Below are 11,529 nucleotides of genomic sequence, written 5' to 3'. Positions count from 1 at the left end.
AGTGTGTGTCTTGCCCCCCCCTTGGGGGGGGGGCCGGGGGGGGGGGGGGGGGGGGGGGGCGCGCCCGCCCCCCCCCCCCGCCCCCCCCCCCCCCGCGCGGGGGGGGGGGGGGCCCCCCCCCCCCCCCCCCCCCCCCCCGTCTCTGTCCCTCAGTACGTCGCCTACCCTGCCGCCAGCCCCCCGTTGTGCGGCGCCGGCTCCAGATCGAACTCCCCGTCCCGCGCCCCCAGCACAAAGGCCCGCCACTCCGCCTCCGTGTACCGCAGGACCGTGTCCGGGTCGAGGGAGGAGCGCATGGCCACCGCGCCCTCGGGCAGGTACGCGATCTCGACCCGCTCCTCGTGTTCCTCCGTGCCGGGCGCGCTGTGCCATTCGACGTCGGAGATGTCCAGGGCGTAGAGCTCGTCCTTCTCCCGCTCCTTGCGCGCCTTGACGTCGGCGTCCGTCTCCGCCGCGATGTCCTTGTCCGCTACGCCCGCTGCGTCCGCTGCCTCGGCCATGTTCAAGCGGCCCCTTCCCCACGTACGAATGACCTGTGCGGTCACCCTAGTGGCCAGGCCCGCGTCACCAGGAAGGTTCGGAGACCCGGACAGACGCATCCGGCCAGGCTGGTACGCTGTGTGACGGCCGTTTGTGTACGCACCCCCGGAGCCCATCGCTCTGGAGGCCGCGCCCAGCGGATCCCCGCCTCCCGAGTAACGGAAGCTCCCCTGAGATGTGGACCAGGGGCACTCGGTGGCTACTCAGAGACTACGAGGAGTACGCGTGTCGCTCGACGCCGCTACGAAGAAGCAGATCATCAGCGAGTTCGGTCAGAAGGAGGGCGACACCGGCTCCCCCGAGGTCCAGGTCGCCATGCTCTCGCGCCGCATCTCGGACCTGACCGAGCACCTCAAGACCCACAAGCACGACCACCACTCCCGTCGTGGTCTGCTGATCCTGGTCGGTCAGCGCCGCCGGCTGCTGCAGTACCTGGCCAAGAAGGACATCCAGCGCTTCCGTGCGCTGGTCGACCGCCTGGGCATCCGCCGCGGTGCGGCGGGCGCCAAGTAAGACGCCGTGAAGGGAGCGGTTCCCACCTCTTGGGAGCCGCTCCTTTTGCTGTACGTGCCGCTGCCGTGAGCATTGCCGTACGCACTGCCGTACGTCTCTGTACGTGCGGAGTGTCACCGACGCTTTGTAGTGTGGTAGCACAACGCAATACGCAGGACACAGCACGTACGACACAGCGTGATGGCTCCGTACCCGCCGGGTAGGGACCGTCACGTCAACGAACGAGGAGACGCGCACCGCACCGCCGCCGGTCCTCGGTAGTGGCCCCCGGGGGAATGAGATCCCGGGTGCTTCGATCGAAGACCGGCCCGCACCAGACGGAGCGCCTCTCCGCCACCGTCCCCCTGCCACACGGGCAGGACGGGACGAAGACGAGGAGAAAACGCTAGTGGAGAACGAGACCCACTACGCCGAGGCCGTTATCGACAACGGTTCCTTCGGCACCCGCACCATCCGCTTCGAGACGGGCCGCCTGGCCAAGCAGGCCGCCGGCTCCGCCGTGGCGTACCTGGACGACGACACCATGGTGCTGTCGGCCACCAGTGCTTCCAAGAAGCCCAAGGACAACCTCGACTTCTTCCCCCTCACGGTGGACGTCGAGGAGCGGATGTACGCCGCAGGCAAGATCCCCGGCAGCTTCTTCCGCCGCGAGGGTCGTCCCTCCGAGGACGCCGTCCTCACCTGTCGTCTGATCGACCGCCCGCTGCGCCCGTCCTTCAAGAAGGGCCTGCGCAACGAGATCCAGGTCGTCGCCACGATCATGGCCCTCAACCCCGACCACCTGTACGACGTCGTGGCGATCAACGCCGCCTCCGCGTCCACGCAGCTGGCCGGTCTGCCCTTCTCCGGCCCGGTCGGCGGCGTCCGCGTCGCGCTGATCAACGGCCAGTGGGTCGCGTTCCCGACGCACACCGAGCTCGAGGACGCCGTCTTCGACATGGTCGTCGCCGGTCGCGTCCTGGAGGACGGCGACGTCGCGATCATGATGGTCGAGGCCGAGGCCACCGAGAAGACCATCCAGCTGGTCAAGGGCGGCGCCGAGGCGCCGACCGAGGAGGTCGTCGCTTCCGGCCTCGACGCCGCGAAGCCCTTCATCAAGGTCCTGTGCAAGGCGCAGTCGGACCTCGCCGCGAAGGCCGCCAAGCCGACCGCCGAGTTCCCGATCTTCCTCGACTACGAGGACGACGTCCTCGAGGCCCTGACCGCCGCGGTCAAGAGCGAGCTCGCCCAGGCGCTCACCATCGCCGGCAAGCAGGACCGCGAGGCCGAGCTGGACCGCGTCAAGGAGATCGCCGCCGAGAAGCTGCTCCCGCAGTTCGAGGGTCGCGAGAAGGAGATCTCCGCCGCGTACCGCGCGCTGACCAAGAAGCTGGTCCGCGAGCGTGTCATCAAGGACAAGGTCCGCATCGACGGCCGCGGCGTCACGGACATCCGTACGCTCGCCGCCGAGGTCGAGGCCATCCCGCGCGTGCACGGCTCGGCGCTGTTCGAGCGTGGCGAGACCCAGATCCTGGGCGTCACCACCCTCAACATGCTCCGCATGGAGCAGCAGCTGGACACCCTCTCCCCGGTGACCCGCAAGCGCTACATGCACAACTACAACTTCCCGCCGTACTCCGTCGGTGAGACGGGCCGCGTGGGCTCCCCGAAGCGCCGCGAGATCGGCCACGGCGCCCTCGCCGAGCGCGCGCTCGTGCCGGTCCTGCCGACCCGCGAGGAGTTCCCCTACGCGATCCGTCAGGTGTCCGAGGCCCTCGGCTCCAACGGCTCGACCTCCATGGGCTCGGTCTGCGCCTCCACCATGTCGCTGCTGAACGCCGGTGTGCCCCTGAAGGCCCCCGTCGCCGGCATCGCCATGGGTCTGATCTCCCAGGAGATCGACGGCCAGACGCACTACGTCGCCCTCACCGACATCCTCGGTGCGGAGGACGCCTTCGGCGACATGGACTTCAAGGTCGCCGGCACCAAGGAGTTCGTGACCGCCCTCCAGCTCGACACCAAGCTGGACGGCATCCCGGCCTCCGTCCTGGCCGCGGCCCTCAAGCAGGCCCGCGACGCCCGCCTCCACATCCTCGACGTGATGATGGAAGCGATCGACACGCCGGACGAGATGTCCCCGAACGCCCCGCGGATCATCACCGTCAAGATCCCCGTGGACAAGATCGGTGAGGTCATCGGCCCCAAGGGCAAGATGATCAACCAGATCCAGGAGGACACCGGCGCCGAGATCACGATCGAGGACGACGGCACCATCTACATCGGTGCCGCCGACGGCCCGGCCGCCGAGGCCGCCCGCGCCACGATCAACGGCATCGCCAACCCGACCATGCCGGAGGTCGGCGAGCGCTACCTGGGGACCGTCGTGAAGACGACGACCTTCGGCGCGTTCGTGTCGCTGCTCCCGGGCAAGGACGGTCTGCTGCACATCTCGCAGATCCGCAAGCTCGCCGGCGGCAAGCGCGTGGAGAACGTCGAGGACGTCCTCGGTGTGGGCCAGAAGGTCCAGGTCGAGATCGCCGAGATCGACTCCCGCGGCAAGCTCTCCCTGATCCCCGTGATCGAGGGCGAAGGCGACGACGACAAGAAGGACGACACCGACCAGTGACGTCTCGTAGCTCCACGGCGACGGCCCGCACCTCTTCGGAGGCGCGGGCCGTCGCCCGTACCCAAACCCTCATCAAGGGCGAGAACGGCATCGGTACGGTCCGTAAGACCACCCTCCCCGGCGGCCTGCGCGTCGTCACCGAAACCCTCCCCTCCGTACGCTCGGCCACCTTCGGGATCTGGGCGCACGTCGGCTCCCGCGATGAGACGCCGACCCTGAACGGCGCCACGCACTACCTGGAGCACCTGCTCTTCAAGGGCACCTCCCGGCGCAGCGCCCTGGACATCTCCTCCGCCATCGACGCGGTCGGCGGCGAGATGAACGCGTTCACGGCCAAGGAGTACACGTGCTACTACGCGCGTGTGCTCGACACCGACCTCCCGCTCGCCATCGACGTCGTGTGCGACATGCTCACCGGCTCGCTGATCGAGCAGGGCGACGTGGACGCCGAGCGCGGCGTGATCCTCGAAGAGATCGCGATGACCGAGGACGACCCGGGCGACTGCGTGCACGACCTGTTCGCGCACACCATGCTCGGTGACACCCCCCTCGGCCGCCCGGTCCTCGGCACGGTCGACACGGTCAACGCCCTCAGCGCCGACCGCATCCGCCGCTTCTACAAGAAGCACTACGACCCGACGCACCTCGTGGTCGCCTGCGCGGGCAACGTCGACCACAACAAGGTCGTACGCCAGGTCCGCGCCGCCTTCGAGAAGGCCGGCGCCCTCAAGGAGAGCGCCGTCGAGCCGATCGCCCCGCGCGACGGCCGCCGCGCCGTCCGCACCGCGGGCCGCGTCGAGCTCCTCGGCCGCAAGACCGAGCAGGCCCATGTCGTCCTCGGCATGCCGGGCCTCGCCCGCACCGACGAGCGCCGCTGGGCCCTGGGCGTCCTGAACACCGCCCTGGGCGGTGGCATGTCCTCCCGCCTCTTCCAGGAGGTCCGCGAGAAGCGCGGCCTGGCCTACAGCGTGTACTCGTACACCTCGGGCTTCGCCGACTGCGGCCTCTTCGGCGTGTACGCGGGCTGCCGGCCGAGCCAGGTCCACGACGTGCTCAAGATCTGCCGCGACGAGCTCGACCACGTCGCCGAGCACGGCCTCTCGGACGACGAGATCGGCCGCGCCATCGGTCAGCTCCAGGGCTCCACCGTCCTCGGCCTGGAGGACACCGGCGCGCTGATGAACCGTATCGGCAAGAGCGAGCTGTGCTGGGGCGAGCAGATGTCCGTCGACGACATGCTGGTCCGGATAGCGTCGGTCACCCCGGACGAGGTCCGTTCGGTCGCCCGCGACATCCTGGGACAGCGGCCCTCGCTGTCGGTCATCGGCCCGCTCAAGGACAAGCAGGCCTCCCGTCTGCACGACGCGGTCGCGTAATTCCCGTCTCGGTAAGGAACGAAGCAATGAGCAAGCTGCGCGTGGCGGTCCTCGGTGCCAAGGGCCGGATCGGGGCCGAGGCGGTACGAGCCGTCGGGGCCGCCGAGGACCTGGAGCTGGTGGCCGCGCTGAGCCGCGGCGACGAGCTGGAAGCGCTGGTCGCCACCGGCACCCAGGTCGTGGTCGAACTGACGACCCCGGACTCGGTGATGAGCAACCTCGACTTCTGCGTCCGGCACGGCATCCACGCCGTGGTCGGCACGACCGGCTGGACCGACGAGCGCCTCGCGCAGCTCAACACCTCGCTGGCCGCCTCCCCGGAGACGGGCGTGCTCATCGCGCCCAACTTCTCCATCGGGGCCGTACTGACCATGAAGTTCGCCGAGGTCGCCGCGCCGTACTTCGAGTCCGTCGAGGTCGTCGAGCTGCACCACCCGAACAAGGTGGACGCCCCCAGCGGCACCGCCACGCGCACCGCCCAGCTCATCGCCGCGGCCCGGGAGCGCGCGGGCAGCGCCCCGCAGCCCGACGCCACGGCGACCGCCCTGGACGGCGCCCGCGGCGCGAACGTCGACGGCGTCCCGGTGCACGCGGTCCGACTGCGCGGGCTTCTCGCCCACCAGGAGGTCCTGCTCGGCGGCGAGGGCGAGACCCTCACCATCCGCCACGACTCCCTCCACCACAGCAGCTTCATGCCGGGCATCCTGCTCGGCGTCCGCCGTGTGGTGACCGCCCCGGGCCTCACCTTCGGCCTGGAACACTTCCTGGACCTCGGCTGAGCCGAGGGACGCACAACAGATAGCCGGCAGACATGCGTGCGAAGATCACCTACGCCGTCACGGCAGCCGTCCTGGTCGTCTATTTCGTCCTGGTCGGCAGCCGAGGCGTGCTGCTCATCGAGAACGGCACCCTGATCACCGTCACCTTCGGTGTGGCGGTGCTGATCCTGCCGGTCATCGGCATCTGGTTCCTGTGGAAGAACACCCAGTTCGTCCGCAAGGCCAACCGGCTCGCCGCCGAGCTCGACGCCGAGGGCGGCCTGCCCGTCGACGAGTTGAAGCGCACCCCGGGCGGCCGTATCGACCGTGACTCGGCCGACGAGGTCTTCACCAGGCGCAAGGCCGAGACCGAGGACGCCCCGGACGACTGGCGCAGCTGGTTCCGCCTCGCGATCGCCTACCACGACGCCCGCGACACGCCGCGCGCCCGCAAGGCGATGCAGCGGGCGATCGCCCTGCGCGAGGGCAGGCCCCCCGCCGAGGCCTGAGAGCCACGGCGCACACGAGAAGTGCGACGACGGCACGGCGACCAGGACGTCGAAGGGGCCGGCCCGCGGAGTGCGGACCGGCCCCTTCGCCCTGCTACGAGATGCCCGGCTACGACGAGATGCCCGGCTACGACGCCCTACTACGTGGCCTTGCTACGACCGTTGGGGCTCAATCCCGCCGGTACTCGTCGGCCCACACCTCGACGGCGTCCGCCGCCCGGTCGAAGGCCTCCGTGCGCGCCAGGAAGTCGGAGTTGTGCGAGGTGAGCAGCGGCGGCAGGGTGTCCGCCGCACGGCCCTTGCGTACGAGGATCAGCGCCTGTCCCTGCACGGTGCGCGGCAGCCCGAGCCAGCGCACCGGCTGCTGGACGGTGCGCACGGCGACGACCTGCTCCCAGGACGCCGTACTCGTGTTCAGGAAGCCCACGCGGCGCAGCCCCCGCGCACTCACCCAGACGCCCATCCGCAGCAGCCGCAACGCGCACAGGATGACGAGCACGGACCCACCGAAGCAGAGCAGGGCGGCGGAGCGGCTCCCCGTGAGCGCGACGAGCACGGCCGCGACGAGCACGTAGGAGGCGAGCAGCAGCACGAGCGCGGCGAGGGCCACCCGCCACGGCCCGGGCCGGTAGGGGCGCCGCCAGCGGCCGCGGTCGTCGAAGGGCAGGGCGAGCTCGTCCGCCACCTCGTCAAAGTCACGGTCCGCCGTCAGGAAGGGCAGGGGCACGACTGATCCTCACTCAATCCACGCATGGGCTGTGCCCGGTGAGGCTATCGAGCGGGGTCCCGGCTCACCACCCTTGGGGGGCCATGGGGGTGCCCTCACGCCCTTTGGGCAGCGGGGGAGGGTCAGCGGCCGTCGGAGGCTTCGGAATGCTGGGTCGTCGCGGACGACTGGTCGAGCGACAGGGCCGGCATCCCGACGATCAGCGCGCCCACCAGCCCGGCGACCACGGTGAGGCCCAGGAGCCAGCGACCGAATATCTCGCCGGCCGACGAGCGTCGGCGGGGTGGGGGAGCGACATTGCTGCGGAACTGGTCGGCTTCTGCGATGAAGGCGAACGGTACGGGCTCGCGCCGACGGAACATGGGGGGCGCTTCTCCTCTGGAGGCTCGAACGGATCACTGTCACCCATACAGACGAGCGAATGCCCCAAGAGGTGCCCGGAATCACCGAATTCGCTGAAGTTCGCCGACGAATGTCGCGGCACGGCACCGAACGCCCCGTTGTCAGCGGCGGGCCGTAGAGTGGGCGCCGCCCGAGAGATGTGATGGGAAGGACCCTGCGCACCGTGACCGACACCCCCGCCGACGACCTCAAGCCCAGTTTCCGCAGCGATGTCACCGTCGAGCTGGTCAAGCACACCGCGTCCGACTCGGACGTGCTGTTCGCCGCCCGCGTCTCGACCCTCGGTGAGCAGTCCCTCGACGAGCTCCAGAAGGACCCGGAGCGCTCCAAGGGCCTGTTGAACTACCTGATGCGGGACCGGCACGGCAGCCCCTTCGAGCACAACTCGATGACCTTCTTCATCAGCGCCCCGATCTTCGTCTTCCGCGAGTTCATGCGGCACCGTGTGGGCTGGTCGTACAACGAGGAGTCGGGCAGATACAGGGAGCTCGAGCCGGTCTTCTACGTCCCGGACGAGTCCCGCAAGCTGGTCCAGGAGGGCCGCCCCGGCAAGTACGTCTTCGTCGAGGGCACCCAGGCACAGCAGGAGCTCACGGGCCGTGTGATGGAGGATTCCTACCGACAGGCGTACGAGGCGTACCAGGAGATGCTGGCCGCCGGTGTGGCCCGCGAGGTGGCCCGCGCCGTCCTTCCCGTCGGCCTCTTCTCCTCGATGTACGCCACCTGCAACGCACGCTCCCTGATGCACTTCCTCGGTCTGCGCACCCAGCACGAGCTCGCCAAGGTCCCGTCCTTCCCGCAGCGGGAGATCGAGATGGTCGGCGAGAAGATGGAGGCGGAGTGGGCCAAGCTCATGCCGCTCACCTACGCGGCCTTCAATGCCAACGGGCGCGTGGCGCCGTAACGCGCTCCCGCGCGCCGCTCGGCACAGATGTGCGGATCAACCGAGCGAGGTGTCCGTATTGCGGCATTTCGAGAAGTTCATCTAGCCTGATCAAACGGACCCGGCACTGCTTGAACCCCCGAGCAGGCAGTGCCGGGCTCCGCATTTGTCACGCTTTGTCGTGTCTCCCGAGGGCAGACCACGCCTTGAGCAGCGAGTAGCGTGTTACCCATGGCTCCGACCTCCACTCCGCAGACCCCCTTCGGGCGGGTCCTCACCGCCATGGTCACGCCCTTCACGGCGGACGGCGCACTCGACCTCGACGGCGCACAGCGGCTCGCCACCCACCTGGTGGACGCAGGCAACGACGGCCTGATCATCAACGGCACCACCGGTGAGTCACCGACCACCAGTGACGTGGAGAAATCGGATCTCGTACGAGCCGTACTCGAGGCGGTCGGCGACCGCGCCCACATCGTCGCGGGCGTCGGCACGAACGACACCCACCACAGCATCGAGCTCGCCCACGCCGCCGAGAAGGCCGGCGCGCACGGCCTGCTGACCGTGACGCCGTACTACAACAAGCCCCCGCAGGAGGGCCTGTACCGTCACTTCTCGGCCATCGCCGACGCGACCCAGCTGCCGGTGATGCTGTACGACATCCCGGGCCGCAGCGGCGTACCGATCAGCACCGAAACCCTCGTGCGGCTGGCCGAGCACCCGCGTATCGTCGCGAACAAGGACGCCAAGGGAGACCTCGGCCGAGCCAGCTGGGCCATCGCCCGCTCCGGACTCGCCTGGTACTCCGGCGACGACATGCTGAACCTGCCGCTGCTCTCCGTGGGCGCGGTCGGCTTCGTCTCCGTCGTCGGCCACGTCGTCACCCCGGAGCTGCGCGCCATGCTGGACGCGTACGTCTCGGGCGACGTACAGAAGGCCACCGAGATCCACCAGAAGCTGCTCCCCGTCTTCACCGGCATGTTCCGCACCCAGGGCGTCATGACGACCAAGGCCGCGCTCGCCCTCCAGGGCCTGCCCGCCGGGCCGCTGCGCGCCCCGATGGTCGAGCTGTCGCCCGAGGAGACCGCCCAGCTCAAGATCGATCTTGCTGCCGGCGGGGTAGAACTCTAAATACGGACTTCACAACTGAATATGCACGACAACGCAGGCCAGGGGCCTGCACCCCACACAGACAACTGCTACTGCACGAACGTCATGCGCGCCACGTGCCTTGCCAGGTACGTGGCGCGTGTGGTGAGGAGAGTCTTTTGAGTCATCCGCATCCTGAACTTGGCCCGCCGCCGAAGCTCCCCAAGGGAGGCCTGCGGGTCACCCCGCTCGGTGGCCTTGGCGAAATCGGCCGGAACATGACGGTCTTCGAGTACGACGGCCGACTGCTGATCGTCGACTGCGGAGTGCTCTTCCCCGAGGAGGAGCAGCCCGGAATCGACCTGATCCTGCCGGACTTCACGTCCATCAGGGACCGCCTCGACGACATCGAGGGCATCGTCCTCACCCATGGCCACGAGGACCACATCGGCGCTGTCCCGTTCCTCCTGCGCGAGAAGCCGGACATCCCGCTGATCGGCTCCAAGCTGACCCTCGCTCTCATCGAGGCGAAGCTCCAGGAGCACCGCATCCGCCCGTACACCCTCGAAGTCGCGGAGGGCCACCGCGAGCGCATCGGCCCCTTCGACTGTGAGTTCGTGGCGGTCAACCACTCCATCCCGGATGCCCTCGCGGTCGCCATCCGCACCCCCGCGGGCATGGTCGTCCACACCGGCGACTTCAAGATGGACCAGCTCCCGCTGGACAATCGCCTCACCGACCTGCACGCGTTCGCACGTCTGAGCGAAGAAGGCATCGACCTTCTCCTCTCCGACTCCACGAACGCCGAGGTCCCGGGCTTCGTCCCGCCCGAGCGCGACATCTCGAACGCACTGCGCACGGTCTTCGCGAGCGCCCGCAAGCGGATCATCGTGGCGAGCTTCGCCAGTCACGTCCATCGCATCCAGCAGATCCTGGACGCGGCCCACGAGTACGGCCGCCGGGTCGCCTTCGTCGGCCGCTCGATGGTCCGCAACATGGGCATCGCACGCGACCTGGGCTATCTGAAGGTCCCGCCGGGCCTCGTGGTGGACGTCAAGACGCTCGACGACCTCCCGGACCACGAGATCGTCCTCGTCTGCACGGGCTCGCAGGGCGAGCCGATGGCGGCCCTGTCGAGGATGGCCAACCGGGACCACCAGATCCGGATCGTCCAGGGCGACACGGTGATCCTGGCCTCGTCGCTCATCCCGGGCAACGAGAACGCGGTCTACCGCGTCATCAACGGCCTCACCCGCTGGGGCGCCAACGTCGTCCACAAGGGCAACGCCAAGGTGCACGTCTCCGGCCACGCCTCCGCGGGCGAGCTGCTGTACTTCTACAACATCTGCAAGCCGCGGAACCTGATGCCGGTCCACGGCGAATGGCGCCATCTGCGCGCCAACGCCGAGCTCGGCGCCCTCACCGGCGTCCCGCACGACCGCATCGTGATCGCCGAGGACGGAATCGTCGTCGACCTCATCGAGGGCAAGGCGAAGATCTCCGGCAAGGTCCAGGCGGGTTACGTGTACGTCGACGGCCTGTCGGTCGGTGACGTGGGCGAGCCGGCGCTCAAGGACCGCAAGATCCTCGGGGACGAGGGCATCATCTCGGTCTTCGTGGTGCTCGACTCGAGTACAGGCAAGATCACCGCCGGCCCGCACGTCCACGCGCGTGGTTCGGGTATCGACGACTCCGCCTTCGCGGACGTCATCCCGAAGGTCACGGAGGTCCTGGAGCGTTCGGCCCAGGACGGCGTGGTCGAGCCCCACCAGATGCAGCAACTCATCCGCCGCACGCTGGGCAAGTGGGTCTCGGACAACTACCGCCGCCGCCCGATGATCCTGCCGGTCGTCGTCGAGGTCTGACCCCTCGCACGCGCCAACTCCGGAGCGGGGCCCCTCGATTTGCATCGGGGCGCCCCGCTCCAGTAAGTTTACGGCTCCGCCTGAACGGGAACCCGGTACGACCGTGTGCCAGGGACCACCCGAGCGGGGCGGAAATTCCGACTCAGAATCTCTGATAAAGTCGGAGTCGCCGGAAAGGGAAACGCGAAAGCGGAAACCTGGAAAGCACCGAGGAAATCGGATCGGGAAACGGTCTGATAGAGTCGGAAACGCAAGAACAAAG

The 11,529-nt window shown here is 68.9% G+C and carries 11 protein-coding genes; 8 read left to right on the top strand and 3 right to left on the bottom strand.

Annotated elements, in window-relative coordinates; translation table 11 throughout:
- Positions 1 to 161: 161 nt before the first annotated feature.
- A complete protein-coding gene (locus ACIRA5_RS53320) occupies positions 162 to 500 on the bottom strand; it encodes a DUF397 domain-containing protein (protein ID WP_403705873.1) in 339 nt (112 codons plus the stop codon).
- 265 nt (positions 501 to 765) lie between these two features.
- On the opposite strand from ACIRA5_RS53320, the gene rpsO reads away from it, so the two are divergent.
- From rpsO to ACIRA5_RS53295, 5 genes are all read left to right on the top strand, one after another.
- Complete coding sequence (gene rpsO / locus ACIRA5_RS53315) at positions 766 to 1,053, top strand: 30S ribosomal protein S15 (protein ID WP_037741887.1); 288 nt, start codon at positions 766 to 768, stop codon at positions 1,051 to 1,053.
- Positions 1,054 to 1,441: 388 nt separating this feature from the next.
- A complete protein-coding gene (locus tag ACIRA5_RS53310) occupies positions 1,442 to 3,658 on the top strand; it encodes a polyribonucleotide nucleotidyltransferase (protein WP_067371302.1) in 2,217 nt (738 codons plus the stop codon).
- On the top strand, positions 3,655 to 5,034 hold the full coding sequence (locus ACIRA5_RS53305) for a M16 family metallopeptidase (RefSeq protein WP_403705870.1): 1,380 nt from the start codon (positions 3,655 to 3,657) through the stop codon (positions 5,032 to 5,034). The genes ACIRA5_RS53310 and ACIRA5_RS53305 overlap by 4 nt, the downstream gene beginning before the upstream one ends.
- A 26-nt stretch (positions 5,035 to 5,060) precedes the next feature.
- Positions 5,061 to 5,813, top strand: coding sequence for a 4-hydroxy-tetrahydrodipicolinate reductase (dapB, locus tag ACIRA5_RS53300; RefSeq protein WP_403705867.1), 753 nt, complete (start codon positions 5,061 to 5,063; stop codon positions 5,811 to 5,813).
- A gap of 32 nt (positions 5,814 to 5,845) precedes the next feature.
- The gene (locus ACIRA5_RS53295) at positions 5,846 to 6,301 is read left to right on the top strand and encodes a hypothetical protein (RefSeq protein WP_403705864.1); all 456 of its coding nucleotides are present in this window, start codon (positions 5,846 to 5,848) and stop codon (positions 6,299 to 6,301) included.
- 169 nt (positions 6,302 to 6,470) lie between these two features.
- Here ACIRA5_RS53295 and ACIRA5_RS53290 read toward each other — a convergent pair whose 3' ends face one another.
- Both ACIRA5_RS53290 and ACIRA5_RS53285 read right to left on the bottom strand, forming a co-directional pair.
- A complete protein-coding gene (locus tag ACIRA5_RS53290) occupies positions 6,471 to 7,028 on the bottom strand; it encodes a hypothetical protein (RefSeq protein ID WP_403705861.1) in 558 nt (185 codons plus the stop codon).
- A 122-nt stretch (positions 7,029 to 7,150) separates the two neighbouring features.
- A complete protein-coding gene (locus ACIRA5_RS53285; protein WP_352052494.1) occupies positions 7,151 to 7,390 on the bottom strand; it encodes a hypothetical protein in 240 nt (79 codons plus the stop codon).
- Between the two features lie 203 nt (positions 7,391 to 7,593).
- Between ACIRA5_RS53285 and thyX the strand changes: the two genes are divergently transcribed.
- From thyX to ACIRA5_RS53270, 3 genes are all read left to right on the top strand, one after another.
- The gene (gene thyX / locus ACIRA5_RS53280) at positions 7,594 to 8,334 is read left to right on the top strand and encodes an FAD-dependent thymidylate synthase (protein WP_067371413.1); all 741 of its coding nucleotides are present in this window, start codon (positions 7,594 to 7,596) and stop codon (positions 8,332 to 8,334) included.
- A gap of 210 nt (positions 8,335 to 8,544) precedes the next feature.
- Complete coding sequence (gene dapA, locus ACIRA5_RS53275; RefSeq protein ID WP_403705856.1) at positions 8,545 to 9,444, top strand: 4-hydroxy-tetrahydrodipicolinate synthase; 900 nt, start codon at positions 8,545 to 8,547, stop codon at positions 9,442 to 9,444.
- Positions 9,445 to 9,581: 137 nt separating this feature from the next.
- Entirely contained in the window at positions 9,582 to 11,267 is a 1,686-nt protein-coding gene (locus ACIRA5_RS53270; protein WP_403705853.1) for a ribonuclease J, read from the top strand.
- Positions 11,268 to 11,529: the final 262 nt, after the last annotated feature.

Origin of the sequence: Streptomyces sp. NPDC096311 (assembly GCF_044763085.1) — a bacterium.
GTDB lineage: Bacteria > Actinomycetota > Actinomycetes > Streptomycetales > Streptomycetaceae > Streptomyces.
The sequence above is the reverse complement of the archived record's forward strand: the minus strand, read 5'-3'. Positions and strand labels throughout refer to the sequence as shown.

Excerpts from the sequence above, each read along its gene's own strand:
- dapA (WP_403705856.1), top strand. The coding sequence starts at position 8,545 with ATGGCTCCGACCTCCACTCCGCAGACCCCCTTCGGGCGGGTCCTCACC.
- ACIRA5_RS53320 (WP_403705873.1), bottom strand. The coding sequence starts at position 500 with ATGGCCGAGGCAGCGGACGCAGCGGGCGTAGCGGACAAGGACATCGCG.
- ACIRA5_RS53285 (WP_352052494.1), bottom strand. The coding sequence starts at position 7,390 with ATGTTCCGTCGGCGCGAGCCCGTACCGTTCGCCTTCATCGCAGAAGCC.
- ACIRA5_RS53295 (WP_403705864.1), top strand. The coding sequence starts at position 5,846 with ATGCGTGCGAAGATCACCTACGCCGTCACGGCAGCCGTCCTGGTCGTC.
- dapB (WP_403705867.1), top strand. The coding sequence starts at position 5,061 with ATGAGCAAGCTGCGCGTGGCGGTCCTCGGTGCCAAGGGCCGGATCGGG.